Genomic DNA, 19,671 nt, shown 5'->3' with positions numbered 1-19,671 from the left:
TACGCTGGGTTCATGAGCGCTGGGACCAGATCCGAGAAGCCGGCAGGCCGTTTCCGCCGGATGCTCGACAGGCTGTCCTCCTCCGAGGAGGAGCTGGAGTCGGCCGAGCTGCAGCAGGACGCACAGAACACGGGCTGCACCCGCATCTGCGACTGCGACGACCGGCAGATCGTCAAGGTCACCGGCACGCTGCGGCATGTGACGCTGCGGCCCCGCGCCGGTGTGCCGGCCCTGGAGGCGGAGCTGTTCGACGGCTCCGCCGCACTGGACGTGGTGTGGCTCGGACGGCGTGCCATCACCGGCATAGAGCCGGGCCGCAAGCTCATCGCCTCCGGCCGGATCTCCATGAGCCACGGCCGCCGGGTGCTGTTCAATCCGAAATACGAACTCCGACCACTCGGACAGGAGTAGCCGGTGACGTCTGACGACCGACCGAACCGAACCACCGGACCGGCCGGCGAGCCGGCCCAGGAACAGGAGGCCGCAGCGGACGGCAGAGCCGTCACGGAGGCCGCCCTGTTCGAGGCCTTCGGCGGCGTGCGCGGCATGGTCGAGACCGTGCTGCCCGGCCTGCTGTTCGTCACGATCTACACGGTCAACAAGGACCTTCACCTCTCCGCGATCGCCGCCCTGGCGGTCTCGCTGGTGCTGGCCGCCGCCCGCCTGGTGCGCAAGGACACCGTCAAGCACGCCTTCAGCGGCGTCTTCGGGGTGGCCTTCGGCGTGGTCTTCGCGATGATGACCGGCAACGCCAAGGACTTCTACCTGCCCGGGATGCTCTACACCCTGGGCCTGGGCGTCGCCTACATCGTCACCACCCTGGCCGGCGCGCCGCTGATCGGCCTGATCCTGGGGCCGGTGTTCAAGGAGAACCTCTCCTGGCGCACCCGCAACCCGGGCCGCAAGAAGGCGTACGCCAAGGCCAGCTACGCCTGGGGCGCGATCCTGCTCGCCAAGTGCGCGATCCTCTTCCCGCTGTACTGGTGGGCGGACACCACACACCTGGGCTGGGTGCTGATCGCGCTGAAGATTCCGCCGTTCCTGCTGGCGGTCTATCTCACCTGGCTGTTCCTGGCCAAGGCACCGGCGCCGATCGACGTCTTCGCGGAGATGGAGGCCAAGGAGAAGGCCGAGGAGGAGGCGAAGGCGCGGCGCGGGCGCGAGAACGGCGTCCTGGACGGGGTCGCCGCCGACCTCGCCGCGGACGTCACGCCGCAGGCGCTGGCCGCCGAGCAGCCCCGTACCTCGCAGCAGCGGGGCTGAGAGCCGTACGCACGCCGAAGGGCCCGGGAACCGCCTGGTTCCCGGGCCCTTCGCCGTCAGGTGTCACCCGTCGGCGGTCACGCCTCGCGGCGTACCGACAGCAGGTCCTCCAGCTGCTCCTCGCGCGACTGGGCCGCGACGAACAGCAGCTCGTCACCGGCCTCCAGCGCGTCCTCCTGGTTGGGGGTGAGCACGCGGGTGCCGCGGATGATCGTGACGAGGGAGGTGTCCTCCGGCCACTCGACGTCCCCGACCCGGGTGCCGGCCAGCGCCGCCTCCGGAGGCAGCGTCAGCTCCACGAGGTTGGCGTCGCCGTGGCTGAAGCGCAGCAGCCGTACGAGATCGCCGACGCTCACCGCCTCCTCGACCAGCGCCGACATCAGGCGCGGGGTGGAGACGGCGACGTCCACGCCCCAGGCCTCGTTGAACAGCCACTCGTTCTTGGGGTTGTTCACGCGGGCCACCACCCGCGGCACGCCGTACTCGGTCTTGGCGAGCAGCGAGACGACGAGGTTGACCTTGTCGTCGCCGGTCGCCGCGATGACGACGTTGCAGCGCTGCAGCGCGGCCTCGTCCAGCGAGGTGATCTCGCAGGCGTCGGCCAGCAGCCACTCCGCCAGCGGCACCCGCTCGACCGAGATCGCCGTCGGCGCCTTGTCGATGAGCAGGATCTCGTGCCCGTTCTCCAGCAGCTCGCCCGCGATGGACCGGCCCACCGCACCCGCGCCCGCGATCGCGACCCTCATGCGTGCGCCTCCTCGGGCCCTTCGGCGAACACCGCTTCCACCTTCTCGACCTCGTCGGTGCGCATCATCACGTGCACCAGGTCGCCTTCCTGCAGCACGGTCTGCGACGTCGGCAGCATCGCCTCACCCAGGCGGGTGAGGAAGGCGACACGGACGCCGGTCTCCTCCTGGAGCTGACTGATCTTGCGGCCCACCCAGGCCGGCGAGGTGTGCACCTCGGCGAGCTGGACGCCGCCGCTCGGGTCGCGCCACAGCGGCTCGGCCCCGGAGGGCAGCAGCCGGCGCAGCATCTGGTCGGCGGTCCAGCGCACGGTGGCGACCGTGGGGATGCCCAGGCGCTGGTAGACCTCGGCGCGGCGCGGGTCGTAGATCCGGGCCGCAACGTTCTCCACCCCGAACATCTCGCGGGCCACCCGGGCCGCGATGATGTTGGAGTTGTCGCCGCTGCTGACGGCGGCGAAGGCGCCCGCCTCCTCGATGCCGGCTTCGCGCAGCGTGTCCTGGTCGAAGCCGACCCCGGTGACCCGGCGGCCGCCGAAGCCGGAGCCCAGGCGGCGGAAGGCGGTCGGGTCCTGGTCGACCACCGCGATCGTATGACCCTGGCTCTCCAAGGTCTGTGCGAGCGCGGAACCCACCCGCCCGCACCCCATGATGACGATGTGCATCGGCCCCTACCTCGCACCTTTCCCTGTGCTGTGACGCCGGCTGCTTCGACCTGGCGTGTTCGGCGACCACGCTACCTGGCGTGGGAGCCGCTGCATCCACGCAGTTCGCCCGCACGGCTCTCTGGGGCGTTAAGAAAGTGACAAGAGAACATAAGAGGAGGGTAAGTTTCCTTGCGGTACGGGCGGGAATCTGGTCGTCGATCATGGACCGGGGTGCCCGTGGCGGGCGCGTCCGGCCCGGCCGCGACCAGGGCGGAGCCCGCCACCGTACGTGATCATGTGCGCCACCCCCGCTCCGTGCGGCACGCTGAGCATCGTGTCCACCGTGCCTCAGCAGCCCCAACAGGGCGCACTCGCCCCGCATATGGTCGTCTGCGGCGACGACGCCCTCGCGCGCCGCCTCGCCGCCGAACTCAAGGACGTCTACCGGGAGCGCGTCACGCTCGTCGTCCCCTCCGCCAGGGAACCGCACCGGCCCCGCATCCCGCCGCCCCCCGGAGCCCTGGGACGGGCCCAGGCCCTGCTGGGGCGGGTCTCGGCCGCCATGGTGCGTACGCAGACCGGCGCGCCTGATGCTCCCGGCGGCGACGGGAGCGCCGATGATCCGCCCGACGAGCCCATACGGGTCCTGGAGGCGGCGGAGGCGGACGACGACACCCTGGCCGAGGCCGGTATCGGCGCGGCCGGCGCGCTCGCGCTGGTGTACGACGATGACGAGACCAACATCCACGCCGCGCTGCGGGCCCGGCGGCTCAACCCCCGGCTGCGCCTGGTGATCCGCCTCTACAACCGCAAGCTCGGCCAGTACCTGGAACAGCTGCTCGACCAGGCCGCGGCGGTCGGCGCCCTGGACGCCGAGGGGGCCGACGCGTCCACCACGGTCCTGTCCGACGCCGACACCGTGGCTCCCGCGCTGGCGGGCACCGCCGTCGCGGGCACCAGCAAAGTCATCGAGGCCGACGGCCTGCTGCTGCGGGCCGTGGAGCGCAGCCCCGCCCGGCAGGGCCCTGCCACCGCCTCCGGGCTCTGCCCGCTGGCCGTCCTGTCCGGTACGGCGGACGTGGCCGCGGGCCCGTCGGACGCGCCGGGTGGGGACGGACCCTCCGCCGACGACGGGCCCGAGCTGCTCCCCGACGAAGCCACCGCGGCGGCGGCCGCCGGGCGCGGCACCGTCGTTCTGGAAACCGTCACCTACCAGGGCCGCCAGTCGCGCCCCGGCAGCCGGAACGGCCCCAGGCGCCCGGAGCGGCGTGCGGGCGCCCGGTGGGGGCTGGGCAGCCTGCGCGGCCGGGGTGTGCCGCTGGGCTCCTTCTTCTCCCGCAGGCTGCGCTGGTCGCTGGCCGGCGTCGTCGGCGCCGTCCTCGCGCTGGCCGTCGCCTCCTCCGTGACCACCGGCGACTCCCCGCTGCACGCCACCTACCTCTCGCTCCTCGACCTCTTCGCCATCAACGAACCGGCGATCGGCGAACCCGTCTCCCGCAAGGTGCTGCAACTCCTGTCCGGCCTCACCGGCTTGCTGCTGCTGCCGGTCCTGGTGGCCGCCGCGCTGGAAGGGCTCGGCACCTTCCGTAACGCCACCGCACTGCGCCGCCCGCCGCGCGGACTGTCCGGGCACGTGGTGCTGCTGGGCCTCGGAAAGGTCGGTACGCGGGTACTGACCCAACTGCATGAGCTGGGCACCCCTGTGGTGTGTGTGGAAGCGGACCCCGAGGCGCGCGGCATCGCGCTGGCGCGCCGGCTGCGGGTGCCGACGGTGGTGGGAGACGTCACGCACGAAGGCGTACTGGAAGCCGCGAAAATTCAGCGCGCGCACGCCCTGCTGGCCCTGACCAGCGACGACACCACCAACCTGGAGGCAGCTCTCTACGCCCGCTCGGTCAAGCCGCAGCTGCGGGTCACACTGCGCCTGTTCGACGACCGCTTCGCCACCGCCGTCTACCGCACGCTGCGCGCCGCCCACCCCCAGGCGCGCACCCGCAGCCGCAGCGTCAGCTTCCTGGCCGCGCCCGCCTTCGCCGGCGCGATGATGGGCCGCCAGATCATCGGCGCCATCCCCGTCGAGCGGAAGGTGCTGCTGGTGGCCCGGGTCGAGGTGCGCGGCCACGCGGCTCTGGAGGGCCACACGATCGCCGAGGTGTTCCGGCCCGGCCTGCTGCGCGTGCTGGCCGTGGACACCTCCGCCCCCGACGACCCGGCGGACACCGCGCCCGGCGCCGCCCAGGCACCGCCGGAGCGCGCCCGCGCCCGGCTCGTACGGGAACTGGGGGACGGATACGCGCTGCGCCCCCAGGACCGTGTCCTGCTCGTCGCCACCCGTCAGGGACTGGGTGAACTGGTCACCCGGCACTCGCGCGCTGCGGGGGCGGCCCGGCAGGAGGCGTAGGGCGCGTAGGGCGACCGCCCCGGGGACCGCCAGGCCGGACGCCTCGGACGTACCGGGCCGGAGCCGCCGCGGACGTCCGGCAGGATGGACGGTGCCCCGAGAGCCGGGGCGGTGTGCGACGCGGTGGCAGGGAGTACGGACGGTGCAGGACGGCGGGATGCCCGCGGAGTACCTGGAGGGGTACGCCACCCTCCTCGCCGAGGTGTCCGACACCGGGCGGCTGCCCCGGCGCGCGGAACTGGACGCGCTGCGGGAACTGGGGGAGCGGGCCGCCGAGTCGGGCCACGGGCTGCGTGAGCTGGTCGGCCTCTTCCTGGGGGAGACGCGGCGGGTCTGGGGCGCGCTGCCCGGCGTGGCGCGGGCCGCCGGGGCGGCGGAGCGGGCCCGTACCGGCGACGCGGTGCTGGGCGCGGTGGACGCCGCCATCGCCGCGTTCGGCGAAGGGCACGAACGCGCGCAGCGGCTCGCCGTACGCCAGGAGGAGGCCGCGCGGCGCGAGTTCGTCGACGACCTGCTGTACGGGCGCAGCGACCTGGGACGGCTGGCCGAGCGCGCCGAGCGGTTCGGGCTGCGGCTGGCCCACGAGCACGCCGTCGCCGTCGCCGAGGGCGACGAGCCCTTCGACGACGTCCACCCGGTCGCCCGCCGGGTCGAACGTGAACTGCTCGGCCGGTTCGGCGACCGCGACGTCCTGATCACCACGAAGGAGGGCCGGCTGGTCTGCGTCGGCGCGAGCCGCGAGCGTACGGTCCTGGACGCCTTCGCCGCGTACGCGCGCTGGCCCGACGTGGGGCGGCCCGGCGCGCGGCGGGTCGCCATCGGCCGGGTGCACTCCGGCGCGGGCGGCGTGGTGCACTCCTACGAGGAGGCACTGGGCGCACTGGAGCTGGCCGAGCAGCTGGAACTGGACGAACCGGTCCTGCGCGCCGCCGACCTGCTGGTCTTCCCCGTCCTGCTGCGCGACCGCGCCGCCATGGCCGACCTCGTGCACACGGTCCTCGGGCCGCTGACCCGGTCGCGTGGCGGTGCGGGACCGCTGCTGGAGACGATCGGGGCGCTCGCGGCGTCCGGGTACGTCAACGCCGAGGCCGCCCGGCGCCTGAAGGTGAGCGTGCGCACCCTGTCGTACCGCCTGGAGCGCATCACGTTCCTGACCGGCTACGACCCGGCGGACGGCCTGCAGCGCTTCACGCTGGAGACGGCGGCGATGGGCGCACGGCTGCTGGGCTGGCCGGACAAGCCGCTGTAGGCCCGGGGCCACGAAGCCCGCGGGCTGGCGGACATGGGCGTTTTCCGGGCCGTTCGTTTACCGCCCGGCCACCCCCGGAAGCAAGACCGTGCCCCGTTAACAGGACATCAGGAACGCATGAAGATTGCCGGAATCCGGCAATGTGCGGTCCCCCTCCGCCCTGCCACGATCTGGGAACCGGCAGGAACACACGCGAACGGGGGACGGACACCATGGCGGACTTCGGCGCGTTCACCCGGGCCGCACTCGTCTTCCCGGCCGTGTTCTTCACCTTCGCGCTGCTGGTGGTAGCCGCGTACGGGCTGCTGGTGCTGTTCGGCGGGGCAGGCGTCGACATCCTCGACGGGGGTGAGGGTGTCGACGGCGGCTCCGCCGGACTGCCCGTGACGGTCACCCTCTCACTCGGCGTGCTGATCGCCTGGGCCGTGTCCCTGGCCGGCGCCGCGCTGACCGGGAGCGTGCCGCTGCGCGCCGCCGCGCCGGCGCTCGCGCTGCTCGCGGCCTGGGCCGGCACCCGTGCCGCGGTACGGCCGGCCCGCCGCCTGCTGCCTCCTGAACGGGTGGCCTCACGGGACGACTTCGTGGGCCGGGTGTGCGTCCTCCGCACCGGCCGCGTCTCGTCCGGATTCGGCCAGGCCGAGGTGCGCGCCGACGACGGCTCGACCGCCGTCATCCAGGTCCGTACGGAGGAGACCGGCCTAACCGCCGGCAGCAGCGCGCTGATCTTCGCGGACATGCTCGCCAACCGCGCCGACGTGTGGAACCTCGGCGGCGTGCTCAGCGGCAAGGAAGCGCTCTTCGCCCACTCCCACATCGAGAACGCGCTGCCGGCCCACCCGGTCCTCGCCCCGCTCGCCGCCCGCGACCGCGCCGACCTCGGGCTGCTGGTCCGGATGGCCGAGGGCGACGACTCCGTACGCGCCGACCGGCCCACCCACCCCTACGGCACGGCCGAGCTGCGCGAGACCGTCTCCGTACTGCGCGGGCTGCTGCGCTTCCGCGAGGCGGCGCTGACCGTCAACCGCGCCTACATCGCCTCCGCCGCGCAGGCGGACGCCACCCGCACCGAGCCGCCGTTCCTCCTCCAGGGCTCCTACCGCAACACCCACAAGATGGCGGCGCGCCTGGTCCCCGTGACGAACGACACGGAGCTGGAGTCGCTCATCGACGATCACTACCGCGGCGAGGCGCAGACCCTCACCACCGGCGCCGAGGCCAATCTCCTGAAGCTGGCCGAGCTGCGCGGCCGCCTCACACCCGGGCAGGCGCGGCGCTGGGCCGAGGTGAAGAAGATGTGGAGATCACGGCCGGCCGGGACGGCGTGAGCCGGTATCGGTGTCACCCGGCCCGTTAAGAAACCGTAGAAATCCCGGGGCGCCGGACACCGCTCTTTACGAAGTCATGGAAATCCCGCGGCGTTAAGAAGACGTAGCGAAGAAGAAGGGGGCGGGGAGCGTCGGCCCGTGTTGTGCAGGGACGATGAAAGCGCTGGTGGCCGCAGCGGCCGCGGAATTCGGTCCCGGCATACGGACCCATCGCCGCCGCCCGCGCGGGTGGCGGGTGGGCGACTGCCTTGACGAAGGCTTAGCATCCTCTGCGTGTCCAAACTGACCGACGTGCCCAAACGGATCCTTATCGGGCGCGCACTGCGCAGCGACAAGCTCGGAGAAACCCTTCTCCCCAAGCGCATCGCGCTCCCCGTGTTCGCCTCCGACCCGCTCTCCTCCGTGGCCTACGCCCCGGGCGAGGTGCTGCTCGTCCTGTCCGTCGCGGGCGTGTCGGCGTACCACTTCAGCCCCTGGATCGCGGTCGCGGTCGTGGTGCTGATGTTCACGGTCGTGGCGTCCTACCGGCAGAATGTGCACGCCTATCCGAGCGGCGGCGGTGACTACGAGGTCGCCAACACCAACCTCGGGCCCAAGGCCGGGCTGACCGTCGCCAGCGCGCTGCTGGTCGACTACGTCCTGACCGTCGCCGTCTCCATCTCCTCCGGGGTGGAGAACCTGGGCTCGGCGATCCCGTTCGTCACCGAACACAAGACGCTCTGCGCGATCGCCATGATCGTGCTGCTGACGCTGATGAACCTGCGCGGCGTCAAGGAGTCGGGCAAGCTCTTCGCGATCCCGACGTACATCTTCGTCGCCGGCGTCTTCATCATGATCATCTGGGGTGTGGTGCGCGGCGCGATCATGGGCGACACCATGAAGGCGCCCACCGCCGACTTCACCATCCACGCCGAACAGGGCGGCCTCGCGGGCTTCGCCCTCGTCTTCCTCCTGCTGCGCGCGTTCTCCTCCGGCTGCGCCGCCCTCACCGGCGTCGAAGCGATCTCCAACGGCGTCCCCGCCTTCCGCAAGCCCAAGTCGAAGAACGCCGCCACCACGCTCGCGCTCATGGGCGGCCTGGCCGTCACCATGTTCTGCGGCATCATCGGCCTGGCCATGGCCACCGACGTCAAGATGGCCGAGACCCCGGCCAAGGACCTGCTGCACAACGGCGTCCCGGTCGGCTCCGGCTACGTCCAGAACCCGGTCATCTCGCAGGTCGCCGCCGCGGTCTTCGGCGACGGCACGTTCTTCTTCGTCGTGCTCGCCGCCGCCACCGCGCTGGTCCTCTTCCTCGCCGCCAACACCGCGTACAACGGCTTCCCGCTGCTCGGCTCGATCCTCGCCCAGGACCGCTACCTGCCGCGCCAGCTGCACACCCGCGGCGACCGGCTGGCCTTCTCCAACGGCATCGTGCTGCTGGCCGGCGCGGCCATCGTCCTCGTCTACCTCTACGGCGCGGACTCCACCCGCCTGATCCAGCTCTACATCGTCGGCGTCTTCGTCTCCTTCACGCTCAGCCAGGTCGGCATGGTCCGCCACTGGAACCGCCACCTGAGCACCGAGAAGGACGCGGCCAAGCGCCGCCGGATGCACCGCTCCCGGGCCATCAACGCCTTCGGCGCCACCCTCACCGGCCTGGTGCTCGTCGTCGTCCTGCTGACGAAGTTCAGCCACGGCGCCTGGGTCGCCGTCCTCGGCATGGTGATCTTCTACGCCACCATGACCGCGATCCGCCGCCACTACGACCGGGTCGCCGAGGAGATCGCCGCCGAGGACGTACCGGGCGACGAGGCGGTCCGCCCGTCCCGCGTGCACTCGATCGTCCTCGTCTCCAAGGTCCACAAGCCCACCCTCCGCGCCCTCAGCTACGCCAAGCTGATGCGCTCGGGCACCCTGGAGGCGGTCAGCGTCGACGTGGACCCCGCCGAGACCAAGGCCCTCAAGGCCGAATGGGAACGCCGCAACATCGACGTACCCCTGAAGGTCCTCGCCTCCCCGTACCGCGAGATCACCCGGCCCATCATCGACTACGTCAAGTCCCTGCGCCGCGAGAGCCCGCGCGACGCCGTCTCCGTCTACATCCCGGAGTACGTCGTCGGCCACTGGTACGAACACCTCCTCCACAACCAGAGCGCCCTGCGCCTCAAGGGCCGCCTGCTCTTCTCGCCCGGCGTCATGGTCACCTCCGTCCCCTGGCAGCTCGACTCCTCCGAGGCCGCCAAGCGCCGCGCCCGCAAGCGCGCCGAGTGGAACGCGCCCGGCGCGGTACGCCGCGGCCCGGTCGCCCAGCCGAAGAAGGAGAAGGCGGCTACGCGCAAGTAGCGTCACGCCACACCGCTCCGGGGCCCGGGCCTGCCATCCGGCAGGCCCGGGCCCTTGCGCTGCCGCACTTCCTCCCTGCCACCTCTCCGCTTTCCCCTCGCCCGGTTCGGACTCCGCCCGGCGGCCCCGTAGACTTGCAGGTCGGCATCCGCCTCCCTTCCCCCGCCTTCTCCCCTTCCTCCCCCTTCTTCCCCCTTCCTCCACCCACCTCAGGAGCTCCCCCACCATGCAGACAGAACCCAAGAAGTCGCTGGTAGGCGAGGAGTACGAGGTCGAGGTCGGCCCCGTCGCACACGGCGGCCACTGCATCGCCCGTACGGACGAAGGCCAGGTCCTGTTCGTACGCCACGCCCTCCCCGGCGAACGCGTCATCGCCCGTGTCACCGACGGCGCCGAGGGCGACCGATTCCTCCGCACCGACGCCGTCGAGATCCTCACCGCCTCCAAGGACCGCGTCGAGGCTCCCTGCCCCTTCTCCGGCCCCGGCAAGTGCGGCGGCTGCGACTGGCAGCACGCCGCCCCCGGCGCCCAGCGCCGACTGAAGTCCGAGGTGATCACCGAACAGCTCTCCCGGCTGGCCGGTCTCACCCCCGAGGAGGCCCGCTGGGACGGCACCGTCGAGCCGGCCCCCGGCGACAAGGTCCCCAAGGGCGAGGTCCCGGCCTGGCGTACCCGCATCCAGTACGCCATCGACCCCGAGGGCCGCGTCGGCCTCCGCAAGCACCGCTCCCACGACGTCCAGCCCATCGACCACTGCCTGATCGCGGCGTCGGGCGTCTCCGAACTCGGCATCGAAAAGCGCGACTGGCCCCAGATCGCCACCGTCGAGGCCATCGCCGCCTCCGGCTCGAACGACCGCCAGGTCGTCCTGACCCCCCGCCCCGGCGGCCGCCTGCCCATCGTCGAACTCGACAAGCCCGTCTCGGTCCTCCGCGTCCACGAGAAGGACGGCGGCGTCCACCGCGTCCACGGCCGCCCCTTCGTCCGCGAACGCGCCGCCGACCGCACCTGGCGCGTCGGCAACGGCGGCTTCTGGCAGGTCCACCCCAAGGCCGCCGACCTCCTGGTCGAAGCCGTCATGCAGGGCCTGATGCCGAAGAAGGGCGACATGGCCCTCGACCTCTACTGCGGCGTCGGCCTCTTCGCGGGCGCCCTCGCCGACCGCGTAGGCGAAAAGGGCGCCGTCCTCGGCATCGAATCCAGCAAGCGCGCGGCCGAGGACGCCCGCCACAACCTCCAGGACCTGGACCGCGTCCGCATCGAACACGGCAAGGTGGAGCAAATCCTCCCGCGCACCGGGATCTCGGACGTGGACCTGATCGTCCTCGACCCGCCGCGAGCGGGAGCGGGACGGGCGACGGTTGCTCATCTGGCTTCGCTGGGGGCCCGGCGTATTGCTTATGTGGCCTGCGACCCGGCCGCCTTGGCCCGCGACGTGAAGTACTTCGCGGGGGAGGGGTACGTGCCGCGGAGGATGCGGGCTTTCGATCTTTTTCCGGTTACGCATCATGTGGAGTGCGTGATGATTCTTGAGAGGGCGGCTAAGGGGGCCTGACCTTCGGTTTTGCGGGCGCGCGTGCGGGGGGCGTGCTCTCGTCAGGAATCGGTGGGGAGTTGGCCGCGATACAGGGCTATGGCGGTTTCGGGGGGGGTGGGGCGGGTGAGTCGTTTGTCGGCTGGGGCTGGGGCTGGGGCTGGGGCTGGGGCTGGGGCTGGGCGTAGCGGCTGCGGCTGCGGATGAGGGTGAGTGCTTTTTCGGGGGTGGTCGTGGTCCGAAGGTGGGGTGTCGGACTGCGTCAGGGCGTACTTGGACGTCGCAATCGGCGGTAGAGCTCCATGGCGGGCTCGATCGGGTAGTTGGGCATGAACGTCACTTCGCCGTTGGTCTTGGAGATGACGATGGTGGTGCCTCCGGGGGAGGGGGGTGGGGTGTTCGGGGTGTCGTGTGTGGGGTAGCCGGCGTAGATGAGGTAGCCGATGTCGAATTCGTGCACGTAGACGCCTACGGGGCCGTTGGGGGAACCGGCCGGGGGGAAGTGTGAGCGGCCGATCTCCAGGGCGTGGTCGGCGTTGGTCGGGACGATGGGGGGCGGGGGTGGGGGGAGGGGTGGAGGGTACGGAGGGAGTGAAGAGGGGGTTGGGGGTTTTGGGGTGTTTTGCGTAGGGGGGTCGTCCGTGTTGGTGGGGTCTGGCATGGTGCGGGTTTCCTTGTTCTGGGTGCGGTGGTGGTGGGTGGGGGTCTGGGCTTGATTCGGTGGACGCGGGTGGGGCGGGTGTGGTTTCAGGGGGCCGTTGGTTGGTTGGGGGGCGGCAGGAGGGGTTGGTTGGGGGTAATTTTGCCTGCTGGGAAATATTGCGCGCTGGGAAACTTCGCCCTAGGGTGACCCGCGATGAACGAACACGTGCCCACCGCACCCGGGCTTCGCGAGCGGAAGAAGGACGCCACGCGACGTGCTCTCAGTGAGGCGGCGCTGAGTCTGACCATCGAGCACGGGCTGAGTCAGGTGCTGGTGGAGGACATCGCGAGCGCTGTCGGCGTGTCGCGGCGTACCTTCAGCAACTACTACTCCAGCAAGGAAGAAGCGGTCGTCGCCGCGGTTCACGCGCGCATCTTCCAGCTGCCGCCGGCGCTCGCCGCGCGGCCGCCGGAGGAGACGGTGTGGCAGGCGCTCGACGCTGTCGTCGCGGAGCATCTGCCCGAAGACACCGACCTCCAGGCGTGGGGACGCATGGTGCGCCTGTTGACCAGGACACCGGTGCTCGCCGCCGCCCGGCTGCAGATGTTCGCCGCGCTGGAGGAGCCGCTGTCGCAGCAGATCGCCTCCCGTACCGGTACGGACGTCCGTGCCGATCTCTATCCCCGGCTCACCGCGGCGGCCGTGACGTGCGCGATCCGGCTGTCCGTCGACCAGTGGCTGGCCGACGGCATGACCGGCTGCGTCACCACCGCGGTCCGGCAGGCCGTCGCCCACCTCGCCGCCGGGCTGGGCACTCCGCATGCCCCGGTGATCGCCGCGCGCTCCTGCCCGGTGTGAGCCCTCCGGGCCCCGTGGTCCTCTCCCTCCTCCCTATTCCCTGAGGAAGTCATATGTCGGCTCCGCACGGCACGGCACGTGCGCGCAACGACCTGTCCGCGTGGAAACGCGCGGGCACCGCCATCGGAATCCTGACGGCGCTCGTCACGGTGCTTCTCCTGGCTTTCGCCCTTCCCCAGCTCCACGCCGGGCCCCACGGCATCCCCCTTGCCGTCACCGGCCCGTCCCAGGAGGTGGGTTCGCTGGAGAGCAGGCTGTCCGCCCGGCAGCCCGGCGCCTTCGCCTTCGAGCAGGTGCCGACGGCGGAGGACGCCCGCCGGAAGGTCTTGGACCGGGAGGCGTACGGCGCCGTCGTCATCGGACCCTCGGGCCCCTCCGTCATGGTGGCGAGCGCGGGCAGTCCGGCCGTCGCCGACCTGCTCAAGGAACTCGCCGTCACCCTCGAACACCCCGATTACCGGCCGGCGAAGGTGCTGGACCTGGTGCCGACCACGGCCGACGACCCCAAGGGCGCGGGCCTGGGGGCCGGTGCGCTGCCGCTCGTACTGGGCGGCTGGGTGGGGGCCGTCGTCATCCTGCTCATGGTGCGCGGCACCGGGCCGAGGCTGTTCGCCGGTCTCGGTTTCGCCGTGGTCGCCGGGCTGGTGCTGATCGCACTGGAGCAGTACGTGTTCCACAGCCTCGGCGGCAGCTACCTGCTGACGAGCGCGTGCGCCGCGCTGGGCATCGCGGCCACGGTGTGGATGCTCGTCGGGCTGCGTGTCGGGTTCGGCAACCCCGGGCTGGGAGTGGGCGCCGTACTGATCGTGCTGCTCGGCAACCCGCTGTCCGGCTTCACCAGCGCACCCGAACTGCTCCCGGAAGGCTGGGGAGCGCTCGGCCAGTTCCTGCCGCCCGGCGCGATGAACTCGCTGCTCCGCTCGGTCGCCTTCTTCGGCGGCGCGAACTCCGGACGGTCCGTGCTGGTGCTGCTCTTCTGGCTGGTGGTGGGCATCGGGCTCTACCTGTACGGGGATGCCCGGATCCGCCGGGCGACGCAGCGGGAGGCGGCGCAGGCGGCGCAGGTAGACGGACGGGAGGGTGCCACGGTGCAGGCGCCTGGCTCGGCGGGCATCGCGGTGCAGGCGCCGGACGCCGGGCTTGCCGGGCCTGTTGGGCCTGTCGGGCCCGCCGGATCTGCCGGAACTACCGGGATGCAGCCGCCGGTCGGGGCCCTTGCTGCCGTTCCCTCGCCCCTGTACGCGGGCGGAAGGGTGGCCGAGGGCGGGCCGGCCCCGGTCGGTGGGTACGTATCGGCGCCGGACGGGCATCCGCGCTACACGCACGAAGCACCGCAGTGGGGGGTGGCACAGTGCGACACCCCCACGCTGCAGTTCCGGACCGACGGCTGACACCGGCTGACACCGGCTGACACCGGCCCCGCGGTCCCACAGCCCCCACAGCCCCCGTAGTCCCCGTGGCCCCGTGCCCCCGCGACGGACGGCTCAGCACGCCGCGATGCAGGCCAGCCGCCGGGTGACGGTCCGCAGGATCGCCGGCATGTTGTCCAGCAGGTAGAAGTGGCCTCCGGAGAAGACCTGGAGGTCGAACGCCCCGTCCGTGTGCGCGCTCCAGTGGTGCAACTCTCCGACCGGTACGCGAGGATCGGAGAATCCGGTGAACGCCTGGACGGGGCAGCTCAGCCGGGGCCCCGGAGCGCAGCGGTAGGTCTCGGCGGCCCGGTAGTCGCTGCGGATGGCCGGCACGATGAGGTCCAGCAGGTCCGGATCCCCGAAGACCTCCGTGCCGGTGCCGTCCAGCTCCTTCAGGCCCGCCACGAGTTCTTCGTCGGGCAGCAGATGCAGTCCGTCGTCGAAGTTACGGTGCGGTGCGCGGCGGCCGGAGACGAAGAGTTCCCGCGGGGGGCGGCCCGCGGCCTGCATCCGGCGCGCCACCTCGAAGGCGAGGGTGGCTCCCATGCTGTGTCCGAAGAGCGCCGTCGGCCGGGCGTCCCAGGGCGTCAGCGCCTCCGCGATCCGGTCGGCCAGTTCGTGCAGATCGGGAATGTTGGGTTCCGCCCGGCGGTCCTGGCGTCCCGGGTACTGGACGCAGAGCACCTCGGTCTCCGGCGCCAGTTCCCGTGAGAAGGGGAAGAAGAAACTCGCCGAACCTCCGGCGTGCGGCAGGCAGACGAGGCGCACCGCTGCGTCCGGAGCCGGGTGGAACCGTCGGATCCATGGTGCGCCGTCGGCTGGCTTCTCGGTCATTCCGTCCTCGCTGGTGATGTCGGCCGACGGCGTCGCCGCCTGGAATCGGCTACCACCGTGCGGGAGCGGGCGGGACCGGACAACCCCTGGCCACCCCTGCGTTCCGGCCGCCGGCGGGCAGGCGCTCAGGGCTTCGGGGTGGGGAGGAAGGGAGGGGAAGGAGGGGGGGAGGGGTAGGGGTGGGGGACATAGGGGAACCAGGGGAACCTAGGGGTTCTCCGGCGCCGGGGCATTTCCTACGCTGTACCGAGATCGGCTCGGTGGTTGCCGGATGTTCGTCCCGGAGGCGACGCGCATGCAAGAAATTCTGCGCGCCGCCCGCCCCGCTCAGGCGCTGACCGGCGGTTCCAGCACCGCGGACAGCTCCGCCCGGTTCCGTACGCCCAGCTTGTGGTAGGTCCGGGTGAGGTGTTGCTCCACGGTGCTCGTGGTCACGTAGAGCTTCTCCGCTATCTGCCGGTTGGTGCAGCCTTGGGTGGCCAGCACGGCGACCCGCTGCTCCGCCCTGCTGAGCCGGGCCACGGGATCGCGGTCGCTCTCCGGCCCGAGTGGCGGTTCGGGCGGTGTGCCGAGGCGCTCGGACAGGTGCAGCGCCCGAGCGCGCGCCGGTCCGTTCTCCGGGCCCTGCCCGGCGAGTTCGTCGGCGAGGAGCTCCTTGGCCCGGGCCGGGCTGTCCAGTGCGATCAGTGCCTCCACGGCGTGGATCCGCCAGGGCACACAGGCGGAGAGGTCCAGCCGCCAGGCGGCCATCAGGTCGCGGCAGGCGAAGAAGTCGCCGAGAGCCGCGTGGTGGTGGCCGAGTTCGAGGTGGTAGCGCCCACGCGCCTGGAGGTAGTGCAGTCCGGAAAGGGTCTGGAAGGCCATGTCGGGAACCGGGACGCGGAAGCAGGCCGCCGCGCCCTCGCGGTCGCCCTGGGCGATGCAGGCCAGCACCTTGGCCGAGAGCGGCAGGGTGATGGCCACGCCCCAGGCCATGGGCGAGAGGAGGGTCAGTGCCTCGTCCGCGTGGCGCCGCGCGGCTTCGGCGTTGCCCCGCCGGCTCTCGACCGTGGCGCTCGCCGCGAGCAGGATCGCCCGGGCGGTGGGGGTGCGCCGCTCCGCCCCCTGGAGCAGGGTGCTGCACCATGCGGCGGCACCGTCCAGTTGGGCGGCGCGCACGAGGGAGGCGAGCGCGGCGACGGCGGGAGCGATCGGCGGTTCGTGCAGCACCACCCCTTGCAGCAGTTGCTCGGCGGCCTCCAGGGCGCCGTCGTTGGGCCCTTCGGCCAGCAGGGAGGACAGCAGACGTGCCCCGCCGCTCTGCGGGTCCACGGTTCCGGCGGCGCGGCCCAGCCGGGCGTCGCCGAACGCGGGGTTGTCGCCGTACCGGGCGCCGAGCTGCGGGTACCAGTACGCGTACCAGACGAGCACGGTACCCAGGTGCACCCTGGTCGCCTCGTCCAGCCGGTCTTCCTCGGCGACCAGGCCGCCCAGGATCTCGTCGGCCCAGTCGGGCCGGCCGTGCCACAGCAGGTAGCCGATCAGCCGCAGGCTCCGGCCGGGCGGCGTCCGGCCCTGGCGGTGGTCCTCCATGAGGCGGCCCAGGTAGCGATGGACCGTTGCCGGGTCCACCTCCCACTCGGCCTGGGCGAGTTCGGCGCGTACCTCTGCTTGCAGCGCCGGGTCCTGGCAGGCGTCGTGCGCCACGCGCAGGAACCTCAGCGCCCCCTCGGGATCACTGTGCAGCAGCGCCTGGGCAGCGGCCTCCCGCAGCGTGGCGACGGACCAGTCCGCCCCGCACGAGCCCCCGGCCACGAGCTGTTCGGCCACCGCGGACGCGGGCGCGCCTTCTTCGTGCAGTACTTCGGCCGCACGGCGGCACAGACCCGCGCGGTGTCCGGGGGGCATCTCCGCCAGTACTGCGGTCCCGGCGGGGGCGAGCCGGTAGCGTCCGTCCCGGGTCAGCCCGAGCGTGTCCAGCGCGGCGAGCGCCTGGGCGGCGCCGCCGTGCGGCAGGGCGAGCAGCCGGTCGAGCAGGGCCGGTGACGCGGCGTCACCCAGGACGGCGAGGCCGCGCGCGACGCGCAGCGGCTCCTCGCCGAGCTGCAGCACGGCGAACCGGACGGCCAGGGCGAACGCCCGGCCCGCCACCGGCGGCTCACCGCCGGGCGGTGACGCGCCGCCGTGATCCTCCAGGAGCGCCCGCAGCAGCAGCGGACTGCCCCCTGACGCCTCGTGCCAGCGGGCGGCCACCGCGGGGTCCGTGTGCGGCCCCAGTCTCGCGGTGACCAGCGCGGAGGTCTCCGACGGGGACAGCGGGCCCAGGGGGATCACCGCCCCGCGCGCGTTGCGGACGAATTCGGCGGTGAGGGCCAGTCCGGTCCCCGGCACTTCGGTACGTTCCCCGAGGACCACCAGGATCCGGGCGCTGTCGATGCGGCGCACCGTGTAGAGCAGGCACTGCAGGGAGGCCGGGTCGCTCTCCTGCACGTCGTCGACGGTGATGACCAGGGGGGTGTGCTCGGCCAGCTGGTGGACGAGCCGGTTGACCCCGTCGGCGACGCCGGTCGGTATCGGGCCCGGGCGCGGTACGGCGTCCCGCTCCGGGAGCGCGCCGGCCCCCAGGGTCTGGAGCAGCCCGGCCAGCTGCCCGGACTGCTGCGGCGCGAGGGTGACGGAACGGAAGAGCTGGCCCACCACTCCCATGGGCAGGCCGCGCTCCTCGGCGCAGGCGACCGCGGACAGTACGAGGGCGCCCGCGGCATCGGCGTGTGACTGGATGTCCTGGATCAGTGTGGTCTTCCCCATGCCGGGTGCCCCGGAGATCAGCGCCGCCCGGCCGTTGCCCCGGCATGCCTGGGCCAGCAGGTCGGCAAGGGCTTCCCGGGTCCGACATCGTTCCACCAGCTCCACGGTCACTCCCCCTGATTCCGGTCGTCGTCGCGGATCGGCCGTGCGACGGCAATCCTGACGATCAAAACATGAGCCGCCGGGCGGCGGCGGGAGAGGGCCTGCCGGGGCGTGGCCGGCGCGGGGCGTTCCGCTGCCCGGAGGCGCCGTCGAAAGCCCGCGGTGGCGGTCCGAATTCAGAATGTTGTTTCAGGTTTGGCAGGTCCTTTCCCTCCAGGGGAGTTAGGGGTTGCGCGTAGGGGCCCCTAGCCGCCGATCATCGCGGTACGAGCATTTGCCAACCGACGAGGACGCTGACTAGCGTGCGGGAACATGCCAATTGCGAATGATGTCTTGATAAGTGGCCTTGGTGCCTTTACTCCCCTTGGTTCCGATATGGCCACTACGTGGTCGGCCATGCTGGCCGGGGAGAACGGCATCGAGGCGCTGGACGAGAGCTGGGCCGAACAGCTGCCGGTGCGGATCGCCGCCCGGCTGAAGAAGGACCCGGCCGAGTCGCTGAGCCGCACCGAGGCCCGCCGCCTCGACCGCTCCGAGCAGATCGCGCTGGTCACGGCCCGCGAAGCCTGGGCCGACGCCGGTGCGCCCGAGATCGAGCCCGAGCGGCTGGCCGTGGTCATCGGCACCGGCATCGGCGGCGTCACCTCCCTGCTGGCGCAGAACCGCACCCTGGAGAACTCCGGCCCCCGGCGCGTCTCCCCGCACACCGTCCCGATGCTGATGGCGAACGGGCCCGCGGCCTGGGTGAGCATGGACCTCGACGCGCAGGGCGGCGCCCACGCCCCGGTCAGCGCCTGCGCCTCGGGCGCCGAGGCGCTCGCGCTCGGCCTCGACCTGATCCGGTCCGGCCGGGTGGACATGGTGGTCGCCGGCGGCGTCGAGGCCAGCGTCCACCCGCTGCCGCTGGCCGCGTTCGGGCAGATGATGGCCCTGTCCACGGCCAACGACGACCCCGCGCACGCCTGCCGGCCGTTCGACACCGGACGCAACGGGTTCGTGCTCGGCGAGGGCGGCTCGGTGGTCGTGCTGGAGCGGGCCGACCACGCCCGGGCCCGGGGCGCCCGGGCCTACGGCGCGCTGCTCGGCGCCGGTATCAGCTCCAGTGCCTCCCACATCACCGCCTCCGACGTGCCCGGGCAGGTCCGCGCCATGAACCAGTCCCTGCGCGACGCCGGACTCGCTCCGGCGGACATCGGCCTGGTGCACGCGCACGCCACCTCGACCCCGCAGGGCGACGTCGCCGAGGCCGAGGCCATCGCCTCCGTACTCGGCGAACACCCGGTGGTGACCGCGACCAAGTCCATGACGGGGCACCTGCTGGGCGCCTCCGGGACGCTCGGGGCGGTGGCCGCCATGCTGGCGATCCGCGACGGAGCGGTCCCGCCCACCCGCAACCTCGACACCCTCGACCCCGCCGTCACGCTCGACGTGGTCGCCGGGTCCGCACGCAGCGGCAGCTGGCACGGTGCGCTGGCGAATTCCTTCGGATTCGGCGGCCACAACGTTTCCCTGGTCTTCGGACAGGTCTGACTCTCTTTCCGGTTT

Annotated in this window: 14 protein-coding genes and 1 pseudogene; 10 read left to right on the top strand and 5 right to left on the bottom strand. The window is 72.2% G+C overall.

What is annotated here, in order from left to right; genetic code table 11:
- Nucleotides 1-12 precede the first annotated feature (12 nt).
- Both AB0L45_RS33780 and AB0L45_RS33775 read left to right on the top strand, forming a co-directional pair.
- Nucleotides 13-411 (top strand): OB-fold nucleic acid binding domain-containing protein, encoded by a 399-nt coding sequence (locus tag AB0L45_RS33780; protein ID WP_073760467.1) that lies wholly within the window; start codon nucleotides 13-15, stop codon nucleotides 409-411.
- A gap of 3 nt (nucleotides 412-414) precedes the next feature.
- A complete protein-coding gene (locus tag AB0L45_RS33775) occupies nucleotides 415-1,263 on the top strand; it encodes a DUF3159 domain-containing protein (protein WP_365846876.1) in 849 nt (282 codons plus the stop codon).
- 77 nt (nucleotides 1,264-1,340) lie between these two features.
- Here the strand turns inward: AB0L45_RS33775 and AB0L45_RS33770 are convergent, their stop codons facing one another.
- Both AB0L45_RS33770 and AB0L45_RS33765 read right to left on the bottom strand, forming a co-directional pair.
- Entirely contained in the window at nucleotides 1,341-2,009 is a 669-nt protein-coding gene (locus AB0L45_RS33770; protein WP_365846874.1) for a TrkA family potassium uptake protein, read from the bottom strand.
- Nucleotides 2,006-2,674 (bottom strand): TrkA family potassium uptake protein, encoded by a 669-nt coding sequence (locus tag AB0L45_RS33765; protein ID WP_031011502.1) that lies wholly within the window; start codon nucleotides 2,672-2,674, stop codon nucleotides 2,006-2,008. The genes AB0L45_RS33770 and AB0L45_RS33765 overlap by 4 nt, the downstream gene beginning before the upstream one ends.
- Nucleotides 2,675-3,038: 364 nt before the next feature.
- Between AB0L45_RS33765 and AB0L45_RS33760 the strand changes: the two genes are divergently transcribed.
- From AB0L45_RS33760 to AB0L45_RS33740, 5 genes and pseudogenes are all read left to right on the top strand, one after another.
- A complete protein-coding gene (locus AB0L45_RS33760) occupies nucleotides 3,039-5,057 on the top strand; it encodes an NAD-binding protein (protein WP_365846908.1) in 2,019 nt (672 codons plus the stop codon).
- 157 nt (nucleotides 5,058-5,214) lie between these two features.
- Nucleotides 5,215-6,306, top strand: coding sequence for a helix-turn-helix domain-containing protein (locus AB0L45_RS33755; protein WP_365846872.1), 1,092 nt, complete (start codon nucleotides 5,215-5,217; stop codon nucleotides 6,304-6,306).
- A gap of 731 nt (nucleotides 6,307-7,037) precedes the next feature.
- Nucleotides 7,038-7,631, top strand: a pseudogene (locus AB0L45_RS33750) (DNA repair ATPase); the annotation flags it as partial.
- Between the two features lie 273 nt (nucleotides 7,632-7,904).
- A complete protein-coding gene (locus tag AB0L45_RS33745) occupies nucleotides 7,905-9,956 on the top strand; it encodes an APC family permease (RefSeq protein WP_365846870.1) in 2,052 nt (683 codons plus the stop codon).
- A gap of 226 nt (nucleotides 9,957-10,182) precedes the next feature.
- Entirely contained in the window at nucleotides 10,183-11,511 is a 1,329-nt protein-coding gene (locus AB0L45_RS33740; RefSeq protein ID WP_365846868.1) for a TRAM domain-containing protein, read from the top strand.
- 241 nt (nucleotides 11,512-11,752) lie between these two features.
- Here AB0L45_RS33740 and AB0L45_RS33735 read toward each other — a convergent pair whose 3' ends face one another.
- A complete protein-coding gene (locus AB0L45_RS33735) occupies nucleotides 11,753-11,950 on the bottom strand; it encodes a hypothetical protein (RefSeq protein WP_365846866.1) in 198 nt (65 codons plus the stop codon).
- 396 nt (nucleotides 11,951-12,346) lie between these two features.
- On the opposite strand from AB0L45_RS33735, the gene AB0L45_RS33730 reads away from it, so the two are divergent.
- A complete protein-coding gene (locus AB0L45_RS33730; RefSeq protein ID WP_365846864.1) occupies nucleotides 12,347-12,991 on the top strand; it encodes a TetR/AcrR family transcriptional regulator in 645 nt (214 codons plus the stop codon).
- A 53-nt stretch (nucleotides 12,992-13,044) separates the two neighbouring features.
- Entirely contained in the window at nucleotides 13,045-14,382 is a 1,338-nt protein-coding gene (locus AB0L45_RS33725; RefSeq protein WP_365846862.1) for an ABC transporter permease, read from the top strand.
- Between the two features lie 93 nt (nucleotides 14,383-14,475).
- Here the strand turns inward: AB0L45_RS33725 and AB0L45_RS33720 are convergent, their stop codons facing one another.
- Both AB0L45_RS33720 and AB0L45_RS33715 read right to left on the bottom strand, forming a co-directional pair.
- Complete coding sequence (locus tag AB0L45_RS33720; protein WP_365846860.1) at nucleotides 14,476-15,237, bottom strand: alpha/beta fold hydrolase; 762 nt, start codon at nucleotides 15,235-15,237, stop codon at nucleotides 14,476-14,478.
- A 327-nt stretch (nucleotides 15,238-15,564) separates the two neighbouring features.
- Nucleotides 15,565-18,129: an AAA family ATPase gene (locus tag AB0L45_RS33715; protein ID WP_365846858.1), complete on the bottom strand. Its 2,565-nt coding sequence runs from the start codon at nucleotides 18,127-18,129 to the stop codon at nucleotides 15,565-15,567.
- 309 nt (nucleotides 18,130-18,438) lie between these two features.
- On the opposite strand from AB0L45_RS33715, the gene AB0L45_RS33710 reads away from it, so the two are divergent.
- The gene (locus tag AB0L45_RS33710; RefSeq protein ID WP_365846856.1) at nucleotides 18,439-19,656 is read left to right on the top strand and encodes a beta-ketoacyl-[acyl-carrier-protein] synthase family protein; all 1,218 of its coding nucleotides are present in this window, start codon (nucleotides 18,439-18,441) and stop codon (nucleotides 19,654-19,656) included.
- The last annotated feature ends 15 nt before the right edge of the window (nucleotides 19,657-19,671 follow it).

The sequence above is a fragment of the Streptomyces sp. NPDC052496 genome (genome assembly GCF_040679095.1).
GTDB lineage: Bacteria > Actinomycetota > Actinomycetes > Streptomycetales > Streptomycetaceae > Streptomyces.
Note: the sequence above shows the minus strand (reverse complement) of the source record. Positions and strands in the feature narration are given on the sequence as shown.